The organism is Kitasatospora sp. DSM 101779 (assembly GCF_025655475.1).
Classification (GTDB): domain Bacteria; phylum Actinomycetota; class Actinomycetes; order Streptomycetales; family Streptomycetaceae; genus Kitasatospora.
The window spans coordinates 2,982,849-3,004,199 of record NZ_JAHTIK010000001.1 but is presented as its reverse complement, the minus strand read 5'-3'; the positions used below and the strand labels follow the sequence as shown (position 1 = coordinate 3,004,199).

The window sequence follows — 21,351 nt, the reverse complement described above, 5'->3', positions numbered from 1 at the left end:
TCTCCTTCACATCGCCGACACCCCGGGTGGCACGGGACAGGGATCCCGGGCGTGGAGCGGCTTCCATTCACGAGGAGACGCCGATGCCGGACGGCTTCAGCGCGGGCGATACCGCCTTTGTGTTCATCTGTGCGGCCCTGGTCATGTTGATGACACCGGGTCTGGCCTTCTTCTACGGAGGCATGGTCAGGGTAAAGAGCACCCTCAACATGCTGGTCATGAGCTTCATCACGCTCGCGATCGTCAGCGTCCTGTGGGTCCTCTACGGCTACAGCCTCGCCTTCGGGCCGGACGCCGGCGCCGGTCTGATCGGCAACCTGGACTTCCTGGGCTTCCGCGGCATCGGGCTGAACGACCTCAGCGGCACCATCCCGGTCACCGGGTTCGCCGCCTTCCAGCTGATGTTCGCGATCATCACCCCGGCGCTGATCAGCGGTGCCATCGCGGACCGCGCCAAGTTCACCGCCTGGTCGCTGTTCGTGGCGCTGTGGGTCACCGTGGTCTACTTCCCGGTCGCGCACTGGGTGTTCGCCTTCGACAAGGGCAACGGCGGCTGGCTCGGCGACCGCAACGGCGTCATCGACTTCGCCGGCGGAACCGCCGTCCACATCAACGCCGGTGTCGCGGGCCTGGCGCTCGCCCTGGTCCTCGGCAAGCGGATCGGCTTCAAGAAGGACCCGATGCGTCCGCACAGCCTCCCGCTGGTGATGCTCGGCTCCGGCCTGCTGTGGTTCGGCTGGTTCGGCTTCAACGCCGGTTCGGCGCTGGCCGCCAACGGCGTCGCCGGCATGGCCTTCCTCAACACCCAGGTGGCCACCGCCGCCGCCGTCCTCGGCTGGCTCGCCTACGAGAAGATCAAGCACGGCGCGTTCACCACGCTGGGCGCCGCCTCCGGTGCGGTCGCCGGCCTGGTCGCCATCACCCCCGCCTGCGGTTCGGTCTCCGCGCTCGGCGCCATCGCCATCGGCCTCATCGCCGGTGTCGCCTGCGCCGCGGCGATCAGCCTCAAGTACAAGCTCGGCTTCGACGACTCGCTCGACGTGGTCGGCGTCCACCTCGTCGGCGGCGTCATCGGTTCGCTGCTGATCGGCCTCTTCGCCACCGGCCACGTCGGCCAGACCGCCCAGGGCCTGTTCTACGGCGGCGGGTTCGAGCAGCTCGGCAAGCAGGCGCTCGGCGTCGTGGCGGTCGCGGTGTACTCCTTCGTCGTCACCGGCATCCTCGGCCTCGCCATCCACAAGACGATCGGCTTCCGGGTCTCCGAGGAGGTCGAGGTCTCCGGCATCGACCAGGCCGAGCACGCCGAGTCCGCCTACGACTTCACCGCCGTCGGCGCCAGCCTCGCCCGCGCCGTCTCCGCCGCCCCCGCCCCCGCCACCGCCGAGAAGGCCGAGGTCGACGCCTGATGAAGCTCATCACCGCAGTCATCAAGCCGCACCGCCTGGACGACGTGAAGGAGGCCCTGCAGGCCTTCGGCGTCCACGGCCTGACCGTCACCGAGGCCAGCGGCTACGGCCGGCAGCGCGGCCACACCGAGGTCTACCGGGGCGCGGAGTACACCGTCGACCTGGTGCCCAAGGTCCGCATCGAGATCCTCGTCGAGGACGACGACGCCGAGCAGCTGATCGACGTCGTGGTCAAGGCCGCCCGCACCGGCAAGATCGGTGACGGCAAGGTCTGGGCCGTCCCGGTCGACACGGCGGTGCGCGTCCGCACCGGCGAGCGCGGCCCCGACGCGCTCTAGGACCCGTCGGACGGTTCGCGCGCGGCGGGAACCGTCGGACGAGGCCTAGCATCAGCACCACACGCTCTTGGCGGACCTGCCCACCGGCAGGTCCGCCGGACGCGTATCCGGCACCCCGCCCCACGGATGGGATCTCCGACGTGACCGCGACCGAAGCCCACCCCTCCGACCCGGCCCGCCCGGACGACCACGGCGCGGCCCGCACCCGGCTGCTCGCCGACCCCGGTCTCGGCGGCGCCGCCCGCCGCACCGCGCTCGCCCGGCTCACCGACGGCTGGCTCGCGGGGCTCTACCGGGACGCGGGCGCTCCCGCCGGCACGGCCCTGGTCGCCGTCGGCGGCTACGGCCGCGGCGAACTCTCCCCGCGCAGCGACCTCGACGTCCTGCTGCTGCACGACGGGCCCATCGACCCCCGGCTGCCGGAACGCATCTGGTACCCGGTCTGGGACTCCGGCGCCGCCCTCGACCACGCCGTCCGCACCCTCGACGAGGCCCGCACCGTCGCCGCGGACGACCTGAAGGCCCAGCTCGGGCTGCTGGACGCCCGCCACATCGCCGGCGACGCCGCGCTCACCGCCTCGCTGCGCTCCACCCTGCTCGCCGACTGGCGGGCCGGCGCCGCCGGCCGGCTGCCCGAACTCCAGCAGCTCTGCGCCGAACGCGCCGAACGCCACGGCGAGCTCTCCTTCCTCCTCGAACCCGACCTCAAGGAGGCCCGCGGCGGCCTGCGCGACGTGGTGGCGCTCAACGCCATCGCCGCCACCTGGCTCGCCGACGCCCCCCGCGACGGCCTGGAGGCCGCCGCCGCCCGCCTCGCCGACGTCCGCGACGCCCTGCACCTCGCCACCGGCCGCGCGACCGAGCGCCTCAGCCTGCAGGACCAGGACCAGGTCGCCGCCCGGCTCGGCGTCCTCGACGCCGACACCCTGCTGCGCCAGGTCTACGAGGCCGCCCGCACCATCACCTACGCCTCCGACGTCACCTGGCGCGCCGTGGACCGCGTCCTCGCCGCCCGCAGCAGCCGCGGCCGCCGGCTCGCCCGGATCGCCTTCCCGTTCAGCGGCACCGGCCGCGGCTCCGGCGCGGTCGCCAAGGGCGCCGTCGAGCGCCGCCCGCTCGCCGAGGGCGTCGTCGAGCAGGACGGCGAGGCCGTGCTCGCCCAGGGCGCCCGCCCCGCCCAGGACCCGGTGCTGCCGCTGCGCGCCGCCGCCGCGGCCGCCCAGGCCGGCCTCACCGTCGGCTACGCCACCGTCCGGCGGCTGGCCGCCGAGACCAAGCCGCTTCCGGTGCCCTGGCCGGACGAGGCCCGCGAGCAGCTGATCACCCTGCTCGGCGCCGGAGAGGCATGCCTGCCGGTCTGGGAGGCGCTGGAGGCGGAGGGCCTGATCACCCGGCTGCTGCCGGACTGGGAGCGGGTCCGCTGCCGCCCGCAGCGCAACGCCGTGCACCGCTGGACGGTCGACCGGCACCTGATCGAGACCGCCGTGAAGGCCGCCGCGATGACCCGCCGGGTGGCCCGCCCCGACCTGCTGCTCGTCGCCGCCCTGCTGCACGACATCGGCAAGGGCTGGCCCGGCGACCACTCCGAGGCCGGCGAGGTCATCGTCCGCGACGTCGCCGCCCGGATGGGCTTCGACAAGACGGACACCGACACCCTCGCCCTGCTGGTCCGCCACCACCTGACCCTGATCGACACCGCCACCCGCCGCGACCCCGACGACCCGGCCACCGTCGACGCGCTCACCAAGGTGGTCGGCACCCTGCCGCACCTGGAGCTGCTGCACGCCCTGACCGAGGCCGACGCCACCGCCACCGGCCCCGCCGCCTGGAGCAGCTGGCGCGCCTCGCTGGTGGGCAACCTGGTGGCCCGCGCCGCCGCGCGCCTGGCCGGCGGCGTCAGCCACCCGCCGGCCGGCGACCCGACCGCCGAGGAGGAGCGGCTCGCGGTGGAGGCCGCCCGCACCGGCGGGCCCGCGCTCTCGCTGCACGCCCACGCCGAGCAGGACACCACCGGCACCGAGCCGATGGGCGTCGAACTCACCCTGGCCATCCCGGACCGCCCCGGGCTGCTCGGCACCGTCGCGGGCGTCCTGGCGCTGCACCGGCTCACCGTCCGCTCCGCCTCGCTGCGCGAGCTCGACCCGATCGACGCCGGCCCGGTCCTGCTGCTCTCCTGGACGGTCGCCGCCGAGTACGGCGAACTGCCGGAGGCGGCCCGGCTGCGCGCGGACCTGCGCCGCGCCCTGGACGGCTCGCTGGACGTCGCCCGCAAGCTCGCCGAACGCGACGCCGCCGCGCCCCGGCGGCGCGGCATCGCCACCCCGCCCCCGGTGGTCTCGGTCGCCCCCGGCGCCTCATCCAGCGCGACCATCCTGGAGGTCCGCGCGCACGACGCACCCGGTCTGCTGCACCGGATCGGCCGGGCCCTGGACGCGGCCGGCGTGCGGGTGCGCACCGCACACGTCTCCACCCTCGGTGCCGACGCGGTGGACGCCTTCTACGTGACCGACGCGGAGGGCCTGCCGCTGGCGGCGGCCCGTGCGGCGCAGGTGGCCGCAGCGGTGCAGGAGGCGCTCGGCTGAGCCCGGCGCGGGCGCCCGGGACACCGGTGCGCCCGCCGGGATTCCGGGGTGGAGACCGTTCGCCGGGCGGGCGGATACCCTGGGGGGCGACGACAGTACCCGTACCGATGCCGCAAGGGACCCGCGACCGACGTGTTCGACACTCTCTCCGACCGCCTCGCAGCGACGTTCAAGAACCTCCGGGGCAAGGGCCGCCTCAGTGAGGCGGACATCGACGCCACCGCCCGCGAGATCCGGATCGCGCTGCTGGAGGCGGACGTCGCTCTCCCGGTGGTGCGGGCCTTCATCAAGCAGGTCAAGGACCGCGCCCTCGGCGCGGAGGTCTCCGGCGCGCTGAACCCGGCGCAGCAGATCATCAAGATCGTCAACGAGGAGCTCATCAGCATCCTCGGCGGCGAGACCCGGCGCCTGCGCTACGCCAAGAACGGCCCGACGGTCATCATGCTGGCCGGTCTGCAGGGTGCCGGTAAGACCACCCTCGCCGGCAAGCTCGGCCACTGGCTGAAGAAGCAGAAGCACACCCCGCTGCTGGTCGCCTGCGACCTCCAGCGCCCCAACGCGGTCACCCAGCTCGGCGTCGTGGCCGAACGCGCCGGTGTGGCCTTCTACGGCCCGGAGCCGGGCAACGGCGTCGGCGACCCGGTGAAGGTGGCCCGCGACTCGATCGAGTACGCCCGCCAGAAGCAGTACGACGTGGTCATCGTCGACACCGCCGGCCGCCTCGGCATCGACGCCGAGATGATGCAGCAGGCCGCCGACATCCGGGCCGCGATCAACCCGGACGAGGTCCTGTTCGTGGTCGACGCCATGGTCGGCCAGGACGCGGTCACCACCGCGCAGGCCTTCCTCGACGGCGTCGACTTCACCGGCGTGGTGCTCTCCAAGCTCGACGGCGACGCCCGCGGCGGTGCCGCGCTCTCCGTCGCGCACGTGACCGGCCGCCAGATCATGTTCGCCTCCAACGGCGAGAAGGTCGACGACTTCGACGCCTTCCACCCGGACCGGATGGCCTCGCGCATCCTCGGCATGGGCGACATGCTCTCGCTCATCGAGAAGGCCGAGCAGACCTTCTCGCAGGCCGAGGCCGAGAAGATGGCCTCCAAGCTGCAGGGCGGCGGCAAGGACTTCACGCTGGACGACTTCCTGTCCCAGTTGGAGCAGGTCCGCAAGATGGGGTCGATCTCCAAGCTGCTCGGGATGCTGCCGGGCATGGGCCAGATCCGCGACCAGATCAACAACATCGACGACAAGGACGTCGACCGCGTCGGCGCGATCATCAAGTCGATGACCCCGGCCGAGCGCACCGACCCGAAGCTGATCAACGGCTCGCGCCGGCTGCGCATCGCCAAGGGCTCCGGCGTCCAGGTCGGCGAGGTCAACAACCTGGTCGAGCGGTTCTTCGAGGCCCGCAAGATGATGTCCGCGATGGCCTCGGGCAAGGGCATCCCCGGCATGCCGGGCATCCCCGGGATGGGCGGCGGCGGCAAGCGCTCCGCCAAGAAGGCGCCCGTCGCCAAGGGCAAGCGCAAGTCCGGCAACCCGCTGAAGCGGGCCCAGGAGGAGGCGGCGGCCGCCGAGCGCCGCGCCCTCGGGCCCGGCCAGCAGCAGACCACGCCGGGCGGCGCCTTCGGCCTCGGCGCGGGCAAGGGCCCGGCCGACTTCGAACTGCCCAAGGAGTTCAAGGACCTGCTCTGACGGGTCCCCGCCCGCCGGCCCGCCGCCCCTCGCCCGGGGCTGCGGGCCGGCGGCGTCCCCGGTGCCCCGGCGCCGGTCCCGTCGCCCGCGGCGCCGGTTCCGGCGTCCCAGGACCCGCGGCGGCCGTCCGCGCGGGGTCGCCCGGCGTCCGACCGCACACATGCCCGATGATGGTGGTGTGCGAGTGAGGATCAGGGAACCCCGACCGGACGACGTGGCCCCGTACGCCGAGGCGGTGCGGCGCTCGGCCGAGCACATAGGGCGGTGGAACCCGGTGGAGCCGGACGGCCTCGCCGAACTGCTGGACCGTCAGGGGCCGGGCCTGCGCACCTTCCTGATCGAGGACATCGCCACCGGCGGGCTCGTCGGCAAGTGCAACGTGGCCAACATCGTGATGGGCCGCTTCTGCAACGGCGCCCTCGGCTACGACTCCTACCTGCCCTACGCGGGCACCGGGCGGATGTCCGAGGGCATGCAGCTGGTGGTCGACCGCTGCTTCGCCCCCAACGAGCGCGGCGGACTCGGCCTGCACCGGCTGGAGATCAACGTGCAGCCCGACAACACCCGCTCCATCGCCATGGCCGAGCGGCTCGGCTTCCGGCACGAGGGCTTCACCCCGCGGATGCTCTTCCTCTCCGGCGCCTGGCGCGACCACGAGCGGTACGCGCTCACCGCCGAGGAGTGGACCCCGCTCGACCGCTGACCCGCGGCCGCCCCGCTCGGCCGGGCCGTGCCCGGAGCGGACGGTCGTCGGCCCCGGGCCAGCGGCGGCTCAGCGGGGCTGCTCGGCCACCACGTACCGGAACACGTTGGCCATCCGGACGGAGGCGTCCGCCTGCACGAAGGGGTGCAGCGCCTCCTCCAGCTCCTTGGTCACCAGGGCCGGTCCCCACTCCTCGATCGCACCCTCGTACAGACCGGTGGAGAGCATGCCGCGTACCGCGCTGTCGAGGTCCGGGTAGGCGAAGGGGCAGGAGACCCGGCCGCTGCCGGCGGGTCGGAGCCCGACGCCCGCGCACAGCTCCTCCAGTGCGCCGGGGGAGCTCAGCGCGAACGGGTCGACCGACGGTGTCCGGGCCGACCGGCGCCGGGCCACCTCCAGCACGCTCGCGCTCTCGCACCGCTCCGGCGGGCCCCAGCCGGCCAGCACGACGTGCCCGCCCTGCAGGGTGAGCGCCGCCGCCTCCAGCACCAGCACGGCCGGATCAGCCACGTAGGCGAGCTCCTCGAAAACGGTGACCAGCGAATACGCCGAGCGGGGGACGGGTTGACCCGACCGGTCGACGCCGCCGACGCCCGCCACCCGCAGCCGCCGGCCCTCCGCGAGCTCGCGCAGCTCCGCCTCCGGCTCCAGCCCGGCCACCTGCGCGCCGCGCTCCGCGGCGAGCAGCAGGGCGAGCCCCGAGCGGCATCCGAGGCCGAGCAGGCTGGTCGCCGGACCGACCTCCAGCCGCCGGTAGACCGCCTGGTAGAGCGGCACCAGCATCCGCTCCTGGATCTCCGCCCAGTCACGCGCCCGACCGTGCGACCCCGCTCCGCCACCCGCGTGCGGGCGCTGCGCGGTCGTACCGGTCACCTGCGCTGAAGCCATCGCGGCCTCCCAATCGGTGTGTGCGTCCGATGCTCCGGCTCCCCCCGGTCGTGTCCCGCCCCGCCTTCCAGCGAACAGCGCCCCGGCCCCGACGTCCAGAGGTGTGCAGGGAGTGTCCGTGCGCCGAGGTGTGCGCCCCCGCAGTGCGCCGGTGAAACGGATTCACGGTCGGCACGTCGATCGCCGTACCATTCGCCCCATGGCCAAGACACCCGTACTCACCCCCCAGTCGGAAGACTTTCCCCGCTGGTACCAGGACCTGATCAACAAGGCCGAACTGGCCGACAACGGTCCGGTGCGCGGAACGATGGTGATCCGACCGTACGGGTACAGCCTGTGGGAGCGGATGCAGCAGGAGATGGACGCCCGCATCAAGCGAGCCGGCGCCCAGAACGCCTACTTCCCGATGTTCATCCCGCAGTCCTACCTGACCAAGGAGGCCGAGCACGTCGAGGGCTTCGCGCCCGAGCTCGCCGTGGTCACGCACGGCGGCGGCAAGGAGCTGGAGGAGCCGGTCGTCGTCCGCCCCACCTCCGAGACGATCATCAACGAGTACTTCTCGAAGTGGGTCCAGAGCCACCGCGACCTCCCGCTGCTGATCAACCAGTGGGCCAACGTCGTCCGCTGGGAGCTGCGCCCGCGGGTCTTCCTGCGCACCACCGAGTTCCTCTGGCAGGAGGGCCACACCGCCCACGCCACCTACGAGGACGCCCGCGCCTACGCCTCGCGCATCCACACCGAGGTGTACGGCGACTTCATGACCAACGTGCTCGGCATCGACGTGGTGCTCGGCCGCAAGACCGCCCGCGAGCGCTTCGCCGGCGCCATCAACACCCTCACCCTCGAGGGCATGATGGGCGACGGCAAGGCCCTGCAGATGGGCACCAGCCACGAGCTGGGCCAGAACTTCGCCAAGGCGTTCAACACCACGTACCAGCTGCAGGGCGCCGAGCGCGAGTACGTCTGGCAGACCTCCTGGGGCGTCTCCACCCGCATGGTCGGCGGCCTGATCATGTCCCACGGCGACGACAGCGGCCTGCGGGTGCCCCCGCGCCTCGCCGCCGTCCAGGCCGTGGTGCTGGCGATCAAGGGCGACGACGCGGTGCTCGCCAAGGTCCGCGAGATCGGCGCCGCGCTGGAGGCCGCGGGCGTGCGCACCGTGGTCGACGACCGGACGGACACCCCCTTCGGCCGCCGCGCGGTCGACTGGGAGCTCAAGGGCGTTCCGCTGCGCATCGAGATCGGCCCGCGCGACCTGGAGAACGGCACCGCGATGCTGGTCCGCCGGATCGCCGGCGGCAAGGAGCCCGTCCCGGCCGACTCGCTGGCCGCGACCGTGCCCGGCATCCTCGACGAGGACCAGGAGCTGCTGCTCCGCCAGTCCCGCGAGCGCCGCGAGGCCCGCACGGTCGACGTCACCTCCATCGAGGAGGCCGTCGAGGCCGCCGCCACCGGCTGGGGCCGCATCTCCTGGGCCGACCTCGGCCCGGAGGGCGAGGCCAAGCTGGCCGAGCAGGGCGTCTCGGTGCGCTGCATCGTCGCCGCCGACGGCTCCGTCCCGGAGACCGACGACCAGCCCGGCAACGTCGCGATCGTCGCCCGCGCCTACTGACCGGCTCCGCCCGCTCCGGGAGCCAACGATCGTGGAGCGGGCGGGTGGCACCGTGCAGGGAACGGTACAAACCGAAGCCGTTGCGGAACCGGTTCCGTTGCAATTCGGTGCCGATTCAGCGGATTGTTAACCGTGGTTTGCACACTGCTCGTCGATGCTACTCGCCGGTCAACTCCCGGCGGTGCGAAACAAGCGGTACGGTATACGGCCCGTGGCCCTGTCAATTTTGACCGGGCTGCGGCCGTCCGCCTAGGGGCGGCGTGCGCGTTCCCGGGTGATAGCCGAGAGCCCGCCGAGAATCGACGGGTCCACAGATGCAGGGGGTTGGTCTTGCGTCAGGTCAGAACAACGCAATTCAGGAGCGAGTGCGCATTCCTGAGAGATAGCTGGGAATTCCCGGTGAACGGGAACTCGCGGAACATCGGCCCTCTCTCCATCGTTGGTCCAGCGTGAGCACGACACAGCCTCTCGTCCTCGCGGCCGAACTGGCCGCCGCCTGGAGCGACATCCAGGCCCACCACCAGGACCTGCCCGATCTCGCCTCGCCCGAGGCGCTGATCGGCGAGTCCTCCTCGGCGTGCGGCACCCGGCTCGGTTTCGAGCGCCTGCTGCACGAAGCCGCCCACGGACTGGCCGCTGCGCGGGAGATCCGCGACACCTCGCGGGCCGGTCGCTACCACAACCGGCGCTTCCTGATGCTCGCCTCCGAGCTCGGGCTGGCCCACCCGGTCGAGCCGCACGCCAGCAGCGGCTTCTCCCAGGTGACCATGCTCAAGGAGACGCAGGACAGGTACGCCGACACCATCGAGCGACTGGAGCGCGCCCTCGGCGCCCACCAGCTCGCCGTGGCGGGCGAGGGCGGCCACCGGGCCTTCCGCGGCCCGGCGGCGAGGCACGGCTCGTCCGGTGGCGGCGTGCGCGTCAAGGCTGTGTGCGGTTGTGGGCGGAACGTCCGTGTCGTCCCCTCCGTGCTCGCACAGGCGTCCATCGTCTGCGGTGCCTGCCAGCAGCCGTTCAAGATCGGCTGAGTACCGGCCGGCGGCCGTGCGCCGTCGGTGACCACCCTCCAACTCGACAGTTCGCTGTGCTCGGCTCTACCGGGGGCGGGGGCCCTCGGTCGGGCCGATCTGCAGTGCTGTCGTCCGTGCTGTCGTCCCGCTCGTCGCCGTGCACCGCCCCCGGCAGATCTGCCGGGGCTCCGTGCCGTGCCGGCGTCGCCCTCCCCGGGTCATCGGCGGTCTCCGCGTCCTGCGTGCCCCTGCCGCCGCCCTACCTTCCGCCCCCCCGTCGCTCCCCGTCCACCGCTCCGGCGGCGGCGGCCCCGCGCGGGCCGGTTCGGGGCCTCGGCCCGACTGTGGCAGAATGGACAGCTGAGTACTCGGCAGCCGGGCAGGACCCCTCTCTCCTACGGCTGGCGTGTCCCTTGAACGGCCGGTCGCCGCAACCCCACGCGGTGGCAGCGGCCGCTCACCCACGTCAACACCAGGAGAATCCACTCCCGTGGCAGTCAAGATCAAGCTGAAGCGTCTCGGCAAGATTCGCTCCCCGCACTACCGCATCGTCGTCGCCGACTCCCGCACCAAGCGTGACGGCCGCGCGATCGAGGAGATCGGCATCTACCAGCCGACCTACAACCCCTCGAAGATCGAGGTCGACGGCGACCGCGCCCAGTACTGGCTGTCCGTCGGCGCCCAGCCGACCGAGCCGGTCCTCGCCATCCTCAAGCTGACCGGTGACTGGCAGAAGTTCAAGGGCCTGCCCGCGCCGGAGCCGCTGAAGGTCGCCGAGCCCAAGGTCGAGGACTTCTCGCACCTGTTCGCCAAGGCCGTCGCCGGGTTCGAGGACAGCACCACCGGTGTTGCCATCACCCCGAAGGCCAAGAAGGCGGACAAGGCCGAGGCTGACGCCGAGGCCGCCTCCACCGAGGCCTGAGCATGATCGAGGAAGCCCTCGACCACCTGGTGAAGGGCATCGTCGAGCACCCCGACGAGGTGCAGGTGCGCTCGCGCAACCTGCGCCGGGGCAACACCATCGAGGTCCGGGTCCACCCCGACGACCTCGGCAAGGTGATCGGCCGCGGGGGCCGCACGGCCCGCGCACTGCGCACCGTGGTGGGTGCGCTCGGCGGCCGCAACGTCCGGGTCGACCTCGTCGACGTGGACAGCATCCGCTGACGCGGAGCCGTCAGGTCATCGTCAGGTACCAGGGGCCGGCCGGGACGCACGTCGTCCCGGCCGGCCCTTCTGGCGTTCACCGCCGGCCGCGGCGCCGGACGCCGCCGGGTCGGCCCTCCATGGGGTCGGCCCTCCGCCGGGCAGGCCCTCCGCGGGGTCGGACGGATCCAGATCCGCCAGTGCCAGATCCGCCAGTGCCAGGTCAGCCAGCCAGGAACGCGCCGTGGGGCGCGGCAACACCCAGGAGAACGATCACCGTGCAGCTCGTCGTCGGCCGGATCGGCCGTGCCCACGGCATCAGGGGCGACGTCAGTGTCGAAGTCCGCACCGACGAACCCGAACTCCGGCTCGGGCCGGGCGCCGTCCTGCTCACCGACCCGGCGTCCACCGGCCCGCTGACGGTCGAGTCCGGCCGGGTGCACAGCGGCCGACTGCTGCTCCGCTTCGCCGGCGTCAAGGACCGCAACGCCGCCGAGGCGCTGCGCGGCACCATGCTCATCGCCGAGATCGACCCGGACGAGAGCCCCGACGACCCGGACGAGTACTACGACCACCAGCTGATCGGCCTGGACGTGGTGCTCGCCGACGGCACCCTGGTCGGAGAGCTCTCCGAGGTCCTCCACCTGCCGTACCAGGACCTGCTGACCGTCACCCGGCCGGACGGCACCGAGGTGCTGGTGCCGTTCGTCGAGCAGATCGTCCCCACCATCGACCTGGAGAACCAGCGCGCGGTGATCACGCCGCCGGCCGGGTTGATCGAGCCGCTGGAGTCCTCCGACGAGTCCGGGGCAGACTCCGACGGGCCGGTGTCCGGGAGCGGTGAGTCCGAGGCCGGGGCCGGTGACGCCGACGGCGGCGAGGCACCGGCGGGTGGTGCCGGGCGTGAGTGAGATGCGGATTGACGTCGTCACGATCTTCCCCGAGTACCTGGAGCCGCTGAACGTCTCCCTGGTCGGCAAGGCGCGGGCGCGCGGCCAGCTGGACGTGCACCTGCACGACCTCCGCAGCTGGACGACCGATGTGCACCGCACCGTCGACGACACCCCGTACGGGGGCGGGCCCGGCATGGTGATGAAGCCCGAGCCGTGGGGCGCCGCCCTGGACGCCGTCCTCGCCCAGGGGCCGGAGGGAGAGGTGCCGACCCTGGTCGTCCCGACCCCCAGCGGCCGCCCGTTCACCCAGGAGCTTGCCCAGGAACTGGCCGGCCGCTCCTGGCTCGCCTTCGCCCCGGCCCGGTACGAGGGCATCGACCGCCGGGTCATCGAGGAGGCCGCCACCCGCATGCCGGTGGTGGAGGCGTCGATCGGCGACTACGTGCTGGCGGGCGGCGAGGTGGCCGTCCTGGTGATGGTCGAGGCGATCGCCCGGCTGCTGCCGGGTGTGCTGGGCAACGCCGAGTCCCACCGGGACGACTCCTTCGCCCCGGGTGCCATGGCAGACCTGCTCGAAGGCCCCGTCTACACCAAGCCCGCCGAATGGCGCGGCCGCGAGGTGCCGGAGGTGCTGCTCAGCGGCCACCACGGCAGGATCGCGCGCTGGCGCCGTGAGCAGGCCTTCGCCCGGACCCTGGCCAACCGGCCCGACCTGGTCGAGCGTTGGCGGCTCGGCGCCTTCGACAAGAAGGAGCGCGAGGCGCTCAACCTGCTCGGCCTGGTCTGGGACGAGGAGGCCGGCCGATTTCGGCCGACGGCCGGAGCTGTGGAAGAATAGGCGACTGTTGTCTGTCGCTGGGCGTCCCCTCGGGGCCGTCACGTGGCCCGATGCGCTCGCCACAGGGGGTTCGTCGCCAGCCGATGCGGCCCGCAGCACCATCCTTTCTCACGATTTTCCGTGGACGGCCTGTGGCGTCTGCGATGGAGAGCACCATGAGCAACAAGCTCGCTGCTGTCGACGCGGCCTCGCTGCGGTCCGACATCCCCTCCTTCCGTCCGGGTGACACCCTCAAGGTTCACGTCCGGGTCATCGAGGGCAACCGCTCCCGCGTCCAGGTCTTCCAGGGCGTCGTCATCCGCCGTCAGGGCTCCGGCATCGGTGAGACCTTCACCGTTCGCAAGGTCAGCTTCAACGTCGGCGTGGAGCGCACCTTCCCGGTGCACACCCCGGTCGTCGAGAAGATCGAGGTCGTGACCCGCGGTGCCGTTCGCCGCGCCAAGCTGTACTACCTCCGTGACCTGCGCGGCAAGGCCGCGAAGATCAAGGAGAAGCGCGACAACTGATCCGTCGTCCCGGCTCGCCGGGGCACGGAGTCTCGGGTCGGGCCCAAGCTCCCGGGCCGTAGGCCTTGGCCTTTCAGGCCTGGGGGATAAGCTCAGCCCGATGACCACGCACGAACCTTCCACGGACTGCGACGGATGGTCCGCACCCGACGGTGCGGACCATCCGGCGCGGTCCGTGGTCGTTTCCGCCGGTCCGGACCGGGAGCCCGGTCCGGAAGGAGGGCAGGAGGAAGGCCCGGAGGACGAGCCCGGCAGGGGGTGGGGGCGCGACCTCCTGCTGATCGGCGGGACGTGCCTGATCCTGCTGCTCGTGGTGAACGCCTTCGTGGCACGGCCGTTCGCGGTGCCGTCCGGTTCGATGGAGAACACCCTGCGGCCCGGCGACCGGGTGGTCGCCAATGAACTCGCGTACGCCTTCGGCGGGCACGTCCGGCGCGGCGACATCGTTGTTTTCGACGGCACCGGTTCCTTCCTGCCGTACGCGGACGAACCCTCGGCCGGTCGGCGGCTGCTCGACCGGCTGGGACTCGCTCCCGGAGGCGACTCGGTGTTCGTGAAGCGGGTGATCGGCGTGGGCGGCGACAGGGTGACGTGCTGCGGATCGGACGGACGGCTCAGGGTGAACGGGGTACCGCTGGACGAGAGCGCCTACCTGGCGCCGGGGGACGCGCCGTCGCGCGTGCCCTTCGACGTGGTGGTGCCGAGCGGACGGCTCTGGGTGATGGGGGACCACCGCAGTGACTCCCGTGACTCGCGCGACCACCTCGGGGAGCCCGGCGGCGGCACGGTCCCGGAGTCCAAGGTGATCGGCCGCGCCGAGTGGGTGGTCTTCCCGTTCGGCCGATGGACGTCGCTCGACCGGCCGGAGGCTTTCGCCGCAACAGGGGGGACTGGTGGCCATGGGCACCCGAGGTAGGGGAAGGACGATCGAGGCGGAGCCGGTGGACGGCCGCTCGACCGCCCCGGTACGCGGTCGCGCCGACCGGCGCCGGACGGCACAGCGGGCCGCCCGCCGGCGGCGGCGTTCGCTGCTGCGCGAGATACCCCTGGTGGTGGTCGTCGCCCTGGTGATCGCGCTGGTGCTGAAGACGTTCTTCGTCCAGGTCTTCGTCATCCCCTCGGGGTCGATGGAGGAGACCATCCAGATCGGCGATCGCGTCCTGGTGGACAAGCTCACGCCCTGGTTCGGCAACGAGCCGGGCCGGGGCGAGGTCGTGGTCTTCCGCGACCCCGGCGGCTGGCTGGAGACCGACCGCGGGACGTCCGACGACGGACCGGTGGTCAAGAAGGTCAAGCAGGTCTTCTCCTCGGTGGGCCTGCTGCCCTCCGACAACGAGCACGATCTGATCAAGCGGGTCATCGGCGTCGCCGGCGACACCGTGGAGTGCTGCGACGCCAAGGGCCGGGTGAGCGTCAACGGCACGCCGGTGGACGAGCCCTACCTGGCACCGGGCAACGTGCCCTCCCGCCAGCCGTTCAAGGTCAGCGTGCCCGCGGGGCGGCTGTGGGTGATGGGCGACCACCGCGACCTCTCGGCGGACTCCCGCTTCCACATGTCCAACCCCGGCAACGGCACCATCCCGGTGAGCAACGTCGTCGGACGCGCCTTCCTCATCGCCTGGCCGCTGCCGAGGCTCGGTCAACTCGACGTGCCGACGTCACTCTCCTCGATCCGGGCCGGTTCCGCGGTCGGAACGTCCCCCGTTCCGACCGGTTCGACGGCACGGGCTCAGGCCGCGGCGCTGCCCGCGCCGACCGGATTGGTCGGCCTTCCGCCGACTCCTGCGGAACCCTCGCTCGTTATGGGTGTGTTGGGCGTCCTTCCGTTCGCCGTCAGGCGGAGGTCGGCCGGGTCGCGGCGGACACGCCGGTCCGGTTGATGTCCGGTTGATGGATCGGCCCGCCGTGTGGGAGCACGGACGGGCCGATCGGGAGTGATAGAGAAGTGCTGGAATGCTCGGCGCATGGTCTCTCGTGACCTTCCCGGGTTCCCGGGTCGCCACCGGTGTCGGACAAGCCCTCGACGGGCAGGCTGATGCGGGTCGACGGTCGGTTACGGAGCGTGGTGCCCGCTGTGCGGCACTGGTGAGCGCGGGCGCGCGGGCGTCCGCACAGCAGGGAGGAGATGTCGTGGGGGATCTGGTGGTCGGTGCCCGCTCGGGCGCCCCGGAGCCCGAGGGCACGGGGGGCCGCGCGGTCCGGTCGGCCCAGTCCGCACAGGCCGTGCAGCCCGTCGACGCGGGCACGGCTGCCGCGGCCGGCGGTAGGCTCGTCGGTGCCCCGAACGACGCGGAGGACGTGGTGAGTGAGGCCGCGGAGGAGAACGACACCGCGCAGGACAGCCCCGATCAGGCTGCGCCGCGGCCGCAGCGGCAGCGGTCGTTCTGGAAGGAACTGCCGATCCTGATCGGCATCGCGCTGATCCTGGCGCTGGTGATCAAGACCTTCTTCGTCCAGGCCTTCTCGATCCCGTCCGGCTCGATGGAGCAGACGCTGAAGATCGGCGACCGCGTCCTGGTCGACAAGCTGACCCCCTGGTTCGGATCCGAGCCGGAGCGCGGTGAAGTCGTCGTCTTCCACGACCCGGGCGGCTGGCTGAACGACGAGCCGACCCAGCAGAACAACAACGCCTTCGTCCGCGGCATCCAGAACGTGTTCAGCTTCATCGGCCTGATGCCCTCCTCCAACGAGAAGGACCTGATCAAGCGGGTCATCGCGGTGGGCGGCGACACGGTCGAGTGCCAGGGCAGCGGCCCGGTCAAGGTGAACGGCGTCGCGCTCGACGAGCCGTACCTCTACCCGGGCAACACCCCCTGCGGCGAGAAGCCCTTCGGCCCGGTGAAGGTCCCGGAGGGCCGCATCTGGGTCATGGGCGACCACCGCGGCGACTCGCTGGACTCCCGCTACCACCAGGACCAGCCCGGTGGCGGCACGGTGCCGGTCAAGAACGTCGTCGGCCGCGCCTTCGTCGTCGCCTGGCCGATCGGCGACTGGGCCACCCTGCCGGTGCCGGACACCTTCGACCAGAAGGGCCTCTCCGCCTCCGCGCCGCTCGTGCCGCCGATGGCGGGCGCCGCGGCCGCCGTGCCGGCCGTCTGGTGGCTGCGCCGCCGCCGCTGACACGGACGCCGGCCGGAGGAGCCGGTCGGGCGGGTCCTGGGAAACGGACCGCTGCCGATCCGCCGCCGACTCTTGCGCGAGCCGCGGTACCGACGAGTAATCTGCTCGGACGTGCCGCGGCTCGCCGGCTCTCCGGAGCCCGGTGCAGTGCCCGTACCGCAGGCGCGGACCACTCGGGAGCGGGCCGGACGGGCCCGCACCGACCAGGAAGGTGCGACCGCGATGAGCAGTGTCACGGAGCGTCCGCCCACCGCGGCGACACCCCGCAGGCCCCGCCGGAGCATCGCCTCGGTGCTGCAGGGCGTCGCCATCGCCGTCGGCTTCGCGATGCTGGTCGGCGGATTCGCCCTCCTTGCGCTGCAGTACGAGCCGTACCGCATCCCCACCACGTCGATGACGCCCACCCTGCAGAACGGCGACACCGTGCTCGCCCACCGGACCGACGGCGCGTCGGTCGGCCGGGGCGACATCGTCGTCTTCAGCGAACCCCTCTGGGGCGGCGCGACCATGGTCAAGCGGGTCGTCGCCGTGGGCGGCGACACCGTCGCCTGCTGCGGCTCGGACGGCCGCCTCACCGTCAACGGCACCCCCGTCGACGAGCCCTACACCGACCAGCACCTCGGCCCCGGCGAGGGGTACCGCATCGCCGTGCCCGAGGGACGGATCTTCCTGCTCGGCGACTCCCGGTCCAACTCGCTCGACTCCCGCAGCCACCTCGACCTCGCGAGCGGTACCGTGGCCGCGACCGACGTGGTCGCCCGGGTCGAGGGCATCGTCTGGCCCTCGGCCAGGATGGCCGCCGTGCCGCGGACGACGGCCTTCGACACCGTGAAGGGGCCGGCAGCCTCGAAGCACGGGCTGCTCGTCCCCGCCGCGTACGCGGCGGTCGGCGGCGGCACCCTCGTCCTCGCGGCCGGGGCCGCCGGCTGGGCGGTGTCGCTCGTCCGCTGGGCGGCCCGCCGATCCCGCCGCTGACACCGCCGGCCGCCGCGGCGGACCCTGGGACCAGGAGGTGACCGGATTGGCCGTCCTGCGCCGGCGCGCCGCCCGCGTCCTGCTGCTGGACCGCAGTGACCGGGTGCTGCTCCTCCGCGGCCTCGACCCGGCCGTCCCCGGCACCACCTGGTGGATCACCCCGGGCGGCGGGCTGGAGCCGGGCGAGAGCGTCCGCGAGGCGGCTCTGCGCGAGCTGGCCGAGGAGATCGGGCCGGCCGAGGTGGAACTGGGGCCCGTGGTCGCGTACGGCATGGTGTCGTTCTCCTTCCGGGGGCAGGCGTACGAGCAGGAACAGTGGTTCCACCTGGCCCGGACCGAGGCCGAGCCGGACGCCTTCGGCCTCGTCGACGCCGGGGCGGCAGGTCCCGAACCGGCGACCACCGGCACGACTGGTGGCGGCGGGGCGAGTGCCGGCCCGGTGAGTGGCGGGGACGGTGAGCACGCCCAGCTGCTCGCCGCCCGCTGGTGGACGGTCGACGAGCTCCGCGCCACCGCCGAGACGGTCTACCCGGTGGGCCTGGCCGAGCTGGTCGAACAGCTGCTCACGGAAGGCCCGCCAGTCCCGCCGGTACGGCTTTGACGGCGGGTGCGGTGGTCCACAATGGGGTGGACGTGACGAGTGAGGGGACGCCTGGATGAGTGCCGAAGACCTCGAGAAGTACGAGACCGAGATGGAGCTCAAGCTCTACCGGGAGTACCGGGACGTCGTCGGGCTCTTCAAATTCGTGATCGAGACCGAGCGACGGTTCTACCTCACGAACGACTACGACCTGCAGGTCCACTCGGTGCAGGGCGAGGTGTTCTTCGAGGTGTCGATGGCGGATGCGTGGGTCTGGGACATGTACCGGCCGGCCAGGTTCGTCCGCAAGGTGCGGGTCCTGACCTTCAAGGACGTCAACATCGAGGAGCTGGCGAAGAGCGACCTGGAGCTGCCGTCGGACGACGCCTCGTTCGGCAACTGAGCCGCGAGGCGTCCGGCGCGCCTGTCGGGCGCGGATGCCACGGCCGAGAGCGATCGGCGGCATCGGCTGTCGGCAGCGGGCATCGCCGCGTCCGGAGCACCGAGCATGGACGGGCCGATCGCCCGGTGTCCAGAGCGGCTCCCGAAAGCCACCCCTGAGGGGGACCCGGGTTATCCACAGGCCCCGGTTGTCCACAGGTTCTGACACTGCACCGCTCCCGCCACGGCCCGCACGGCAACCTCCCTGGCACGGAGGTGATGGCCGTGCAGAGTCCCAACAACGGTCTCGGCCGCTACGGCGAAGAAGTGGCCGCCCGCAGGCTCGCCCACGAAGGCCTGCACATCCTCGAACGCAACTGGCGGTGCGCCGAGGGTGAACTCGACATCGTCGCGCTGGACGGCGACACCCTCGCGATCTGCGAGGTCAAGACGCGTTCGGAGAACGCGTTCCAGCAACCCACCGAGGGCATCGACAGGTCGAAGGCCGACCGGCTGCGAAGACTCGCCGAGCGATGGCTCGCCGAACGCTGGCCCACCTACTTCGAACTGCTCGCCGAGCGAGTGACCTACCTGCCCCGGAGCGACGGCCTGGTCGCGCCGTCGACGGCGGACGGGCTCCCACGGCCGGACTGCCCGGATCGGGATCGCTCGGACCGGGACCTCGCGGCGCCGGCGGAAGCCGCTGGTGGGCGCCCGAGGATGAAGACCGCGCGGCGTACCGGGAGTCCGGCCCGGGAGCGGTCGGAGCAGGAGCGGTCGGCCCAGGAACTGCCGGCCCGGGAACACGCCGAAGCGCCGGGCGACAAGCCCGTGGCCGGGAAGGGCCGGGCCCGGAAGCGGACCGCGACGAAGGGCGGCGCCACGTGCGCCCCGGACGCGGCAGTCCTCCGTGCCGGCCCGCCGACGCCACCGCCGCCCGGCGGTGTCCGCATCGACCTGGTGGCCGTCGTCAACCGGCTCAAGGGCGCTGCCCAGGTCGAGCACCTCCGAGGGGCGGTCTGAGATGACCTTCGCCCGCACCTGTTCGGTCGCGCTCGTCGGCGTCGACGGCGTGGTGGTCGAGGTCCAGGCCGACCTCGAACCCGGCGTGGCCGCGTTCACCCTGGTCGGACTGCCCGACAAGGCGCTCTCGGAGGCCCGCGACCGGGTCCGCGCCGCGGTCGTCAACAGCGGAGAGAGCTGGCCGCAGCGCAAGCTCACCGTCGGCCTCAGCCCGGCCTCCGTACCGAAGAGCGGAAGCGGCTTCGACCTGGCCGTCGCGTGCGCCGTGCTGGCGGCCGCGGACCGGATCGATCCTGCCGTCATCGCCGAACTCCTCATCATCGGCGAGCTGGGCCTGGACGGCCGGGTACGGCCCGTCCGGGGCGTCCTGCCGTCCGTCCTCGCAGCGGCCGATGCGGGTTACCGCCAGGTCGTCGTGGCGGAGCAGACCGCGGCGGAGGCCTCCCTCGTCCCGGGAGTCTCCGTGATGGGCGTCCGCAGCCTGCGCCAACTGATCGCCCTGCTCACCGACGCCACCCCGCCCGACGACGAGCCGGAGACGCTCCTCGGCCGGCCGGACCCCCTCCTGGCCGGGCTGCTGCTGCCCGGCATCGGCGTCCGCGACATCGCAGCCGAGAACGCGATCCGGCCCGACCTCGCGGACGTCGCCGGCCAGTACGAGGCCCGCCACGCCCTGGAGATCGCGGCCGCCGGCGGCCACCACCTCTACCTCAAGGGGCCGCCAGGCGCGGGCAAGACCATGCTGGCCGAGCGGCTGCCCTCGCTGCTCCCGCCGCTCACCGAGACGGAGGCGCTGGAGGTGACGGCCGTGCACTCGGTCGCCGGACTGCTGCCGCCCAACCGGCCGCTCATCGACAGCCCGCCCTACTGCGCGCCGCACCACTCCACGACGATGCCCGCCATCGTCGGAGGCGGCAGCGGGATGCCGCGACCCGGGGCCGTCTCCCTGGCCCACCGCGGAGTGCTCTTCCTGGACGAGGCGCCCGAGTTCCCGGTGCGGGTCCTCGACGCCCTGCGGCAACCGCTGGAGTCCGGCGAGGTGATGATCGCCCGCGCGGCCGGGTCCATGCGCCTGCCGGCCCGCTTCCTGCTCTGCCTGGCGGCCAACCCGTGCCCGTGCGGGCGTCATTCGATCCGCGGCGAGGGCTGCGAGTGCACACCGACCATGGTCAACCGGTACCAGGCCAGACTGTCCGGCCCCCTGCTGGACCGCGTCGACCTCCAGGTCCAGGTGACCTCGGTCTCGCGGGCCGAACTGATGACCCGCGACAACGCCGCCGAGACCACCGCCGTGGTGGCCTCCCGCGTCCTGGCCGCCCGCCAACGGGCGGCCGCCCGGCTCGCCGAGACACCGTGGCGCACCAACGCGGAGGTTCCCGGTCACGAGCTGCGGACGCGCTGGCGACTGCAGCCCGACGCGCTCACCGACGCCGAACGCGACCTGGAACGTGGACTGCTGACGGCCCGCGGGCTCGACCGGGTGCTGCGGGTGGCCTGGACGATCGCCGACCTCTCGGGCCGCGACCGACCCGGGCGGTCCGACGTCCGGACGGCCCTCGCCCTGCGGACCGGTGTGCACCGCGGCCCGATGGCCGAGCGCCCCCGACTCCCGCGTGACACCCACCTCGACCACGGCGAGTGCATCGCCGACGTCTGAC

General features: G+C 72.7%; 21 protein-coding genes. 20 read left to right on the top strand and 1 reads right to left on the bottom strand.

Annotated elements, in window-relative coordinates:
- Positions 1–83 precede the first annotated feature (83 nt).
- The 5 genes from KSNIM_RS13720 to KSNIM_RS13700 all read left to right on the top strand — a co-directional run bounded on the left by KSNIM_RS13720 (position 84) and on the right by KSNIM_RS13700 (position 6,724).
- Positions 84–1,406, top strand: a complete 1,323-nt coding sequence (locus KSNIM_RS13720) for an ammonium transporter (protein ID WP_263103508.1) — start codon at positions 84–86, stop codon at positions 1,404–1,406.
- Entirely contained in the window at positions 1,406–1,744 is a 339-nt protein-coding gene (locus KSNIM_RS13715; RefSeq protein WP_030275697.1) for a P-II family nitrogen regulator, read from the top strand. The genes KSNIM_RS13720 and KSNIM_RS13715 overlap by 1 nt, the downstream gene beginning before the upstream one ends.
- A 140-nt stretch (positions 1,745–1,884) precedes the next feature.
- Positions 1,885–4,326: a [protein-PII] uridylyltransferase gene (locus KSNIM_RS13710; RefSeq protein ID WP_263103507.1), complete on the top strand. Its 2,442-nt coding sequence runs from the start codon at positions 1,885–1,887 to the stop codon at positions 4,324–4,326.
- Between the two features lie 132 nt (positions 4,327–4,458).
- Positions 4,459–6,021 carry a signal recognition particle protein gene (ffh, locus tag KSNIM_RS13705; RefSeq protein ID WP_263103506.1) on the top strand — a complete coding sequence of 521 codons (1,563 nt, stop codon included), beginning with the start codon at positions 4,459–4,461 and terminating at the stop codon, positions 6,019–6,021.
- A 160-nt stretch (positions 6,022–6,181) separates the two neighbouring features.
- Positions 6,182–6,724: a GNAT family N-acetyltransferase gene (locus KSNIM_RS13700; protein ID WP_263103505.1), complete on the top strand. Its 543-nt coding sequence runs from the start codon at positions 6,182–6,184 to the stop codon at positions 6,722–6,724.
- A gap of 69 nt (positions 6,725–6,793) precedes the next feature.
- On the opposite strand, the gene KSNIM_RS13695 is transcribed toward KSNIM_RS13700, so the two are convergent.
- Positions 6,794–7,612, bottom strand: coding sequence for a class I SAM-dependent methyltransferase (locus tag KSNIM_RS13695; protein WP_263103504.1), 819 nt, complete (start codon positions 7,610–7,612; stop codon positions 6,794–6,796).
- Between the two features lie 199 nt (positions 7,613–7,811).
- Between KSNIM_RS13695 and proS the strand changes: the two genes are divergently transcribed.
- From proS to KSNIM_RS13620, 15 genes are all read left to right on the top strand, one after another.
- Complete coding sequence (proS, locus tag KSNIM_RS13690) at positions 7,812–9,224, top strand: proline--tRNA ligase (RefSeq protein WP_263103503.1); 1,413 nt, start codon at positions 7,812–7,814, stop codon at positions 9,222–9,224.
- Positions 9,225–9,673: 449 nt separating this feature from the next.
- Positions 9,674–10,252, top strand: a complete 579-nt coding sequence (locus tag KSNIM_RS13685) for a hypothetical protein (RefSeq protein ID WP_030275691.1) — start codon at positions 9,674–9,676, stop codon at positions 10,250–10,252.
- Between the two features lie 472 nt (positions 10,253–10,724).
- Positions 10,725–11,156 (top strand): 30S ribosomal protein S16, encoded by a 432-nt coding sequence (gene rpsP, locus KSNIM_RS13680; protein WP_030275690.1) that lies wholly within the window; start codon positions 10,725–10,727, stop codon positions 11,154–11,156.
- A gap of 2 nt (positions 11,157–11,158) precedes the next feature.
- Positions 11,159–11,398: an RNA-binding protein gene (locus KSNIM_RS13675; protein ID WP_030275689.1), complete on the top strand. Its 240-nt coding sequence runs from the start codon at positions 11,159–11,161 to the stop codon at positions 11,396–11,398.
- 257 nt (positions 11,399–11,655) lie between these two features.
- Complete coding sequence (gene rimM / locus KSNIM_RS13670; protein WP_263103502.1) at positions 11,656–12,288, top strand: ribosome maturation factor RimM; 633 nt, start codon at positions 11,656–11,658, stop codon at positions 12,286–12,288.
- Position 12,289: 1 nt separating this feature from the next.
- The gene (gene trmD, locus KSNIM_RS13665) at positions 12,290–13,108 is read left to right on the top strand and encodes a tRNA (guanosine(37)-N1)-methyltransferase TrmD (protein WP_263107948.1); all 819 of its coding nucleotides are present in this window, start codon (positions 12,290–12,292) and stop codon (positions 13,106–13,108) included.
- Positions 13,109–13,263: 155 nt separating this feature from the next.
- The gene (gene rplS / locus KSNIM_RS13660; protein ID WP_263103501.1) at positions 13,264–13,614 is read left to right on the top strand and encodes a 50S ribosomal protein L19; all 351 of its coding nucleotides are present in this window, start codon (positions 13,264–13,266) and stop codon (positions 13,612–13,614) included.
- 100 nt (positions 13,615–13,714) lie between these two features.
- The gene (gene lepB / locus KSNIM_RS13655) at positions 13,715–14,530 is read left to right on the top strand and encodes a signal peptidase I (protein WP_263103500.1); all 816 of its coding nucleotides are present in this window, start codon (positions 13,715–13,717) and stop codon (positions 14,528–14,530) included.
- A complete protein-coding gene (lepB, locus tag KSNIM_RS13650; RefSeq protein ID WP_263103499.1) occupies positions 14,514–15,494 on the top strand; it encodes a signal peptidase I in 981 nt (326 codons plus the stop codon). The genes lepB (KSNIM_RS13655) and lepB (KSNIM_RS13650) overlap by 17 nt, the downstream gene beginning before the upstream one ends.
- Positions 15,495–15,744: 250 nt before the next feature.
- Positions 15,745–16,734: a signal peptidase I gene (lepB, locus tag KSNIM_RS13645; RefSeq protein WP_263103498.1), complete on the top strand. Its 990-nt coding sequence runs from the start codon at positions 15,745–15,747 to the stop codon at positions 16,732–16,734.
- Between the two features lie 222 nt (positions 16,735–16,956).
- The gene (lepB, locus tag KSNIM_RS13640; RefSeq protein WP_263103497.1) at positions 16,957–17,709 is read left to right on the top strand and encodes a signal peptidase I; all 753 of its coding nucleotides are present in this window, start codon (positions 16,957–16,959) and stop codon (positions 17,707–17,709) included.
- A 37-nt stretch (positions 17,710–17,746) separates the two neighbouring features.
- Positions 17,747–18,310 carry an NUDIX hydrolase gene (locus KSNIM_RS13635; protein WP_263103496.1) on the top strand — a complete coding sequence of 188 codons (564 nt, stop codon included), beginning with the start codon at positions 17,747–17,749 and terminating at the stop codon, positions 18,308–18,310.
- 55 nt (positions 18,311–18,365) lie between these two features.
- Entirely contained in the window at positions 18,366–18,692 is a 327-nt protein-coding gene (locus KSNIM_RS13630) for a DUF2469 domain-containing protein (protein WP_030275680.1), read from the top strand.
- 263 nt (positions 18,693–18,955) lie between these two features.
- Entirely contained in the window at positions 18,956–19,693 is a 738-nt protein-coding gene (locus KSNIM_RS39100) for a YraN family protein (protein WP_317634018.1), read from the top strand.
- 1 nt (position 19,694) lies between these two features.
- The gene (locus tag KSNIM_RS13620) at positions 19,695–21,350 is read left to right on the top strand and encodes a YifB family Mg chelatase-like AAA ATPase (protein ID WP_263103495.1); all 1,656 of its coding nucleotides are present in this window, start codon (positions 19,695–19,697) and stop codon (positions 21,348–21,350) included.
- The last annotated feature ends 1 nt before the right edge of the window (position 21,351 follow it).

Coding starts and splice junctions, on each gene's coding strand:
- KSNIM_RS13720 (WP_263103508.1), top strand. CDS start 84: ATGCCGGACGGCTTCAGCGCGGGCGATACCGCCTTTGTGTTCATCTGT.
- KSNIM_RS13715 (WP_030275697.1), top strand. CDS start 1,406: ATGAAGCTCATCACCGCAGTCATCAAGCCGCACCGCCTGGACGACGTG.
- KSNIM_RS13700 (WP_263103505.1), top strand. CDS start 6,182: ATGCCCGATGATGGTGGTGTGCGAGTGAGGATCAGGGAACCCCGACCG.
- KSNIM_RS13695 (WP_263103504.1), bottom strand. CDS start 7,612: ATGGCTTCAGCGCAGGTGACCGGTACGACCGCGCAGCGCCCGCACGCG.
- proS (WP_263103503.1), top strand. CDS start 7,812: ATGGCCAAGACACCCGTACTCACCCCCCAGTCGGAAGACTTTCCCCGC.
- KSNIM_RS13675 (WP_030275689.1), top strand. CDS start 11,159: ATGATCGAGGAAGCCCTCGACCACCTGGTGAAGGGCATCGTCGAGCAC.
- trmD (WP_263107948.1), top strand. CDS start 12,290: ATGCGGATTGACGTCGTCACGATCTTCCCCGAGTACCTGGAGCCGCTG.
- rplS (WP_263103501.1), top strand. CDS start 13,264: ATGAGCAACAAGCTCGCTGCTGTCGACGCGGCCTCGCTGCGGTCCGAC.
- lepB (WP_263103500.1), top strand. CDS start 13,715: ATGACCACGCACGAACCTTCCACGGACTGCGACGGATGGTCCGCACCC.
- lepB (WP_263103499.1), top strand. CDS start 14,514: ATGGGCACCCGAGGTAGGGGAAGGACGATCGAGGCGGAGCCGGTGGAC.
- lepB (WP_263103497.1), top strand. CDS start 16,957: ATGAGCAGTGTCACGGAGCGTCCGCCCACCGCGGCGACACCCCGCAGG.
- KSNIM_RS13630 (WP_030275680.1), top strand. CDS start 18,366: ATGAGTGCCGAAGACCTCGAGAAGTACGAGACCGAGATGGAGCTCAAG.
- KSNIM_RS13620 (WP_263103495.1), top strand. CDS start 19,695: ATGACCTTCGCCCGCACCTGTTCGGTCGCGCTCGTCGGCGTCGACGGC.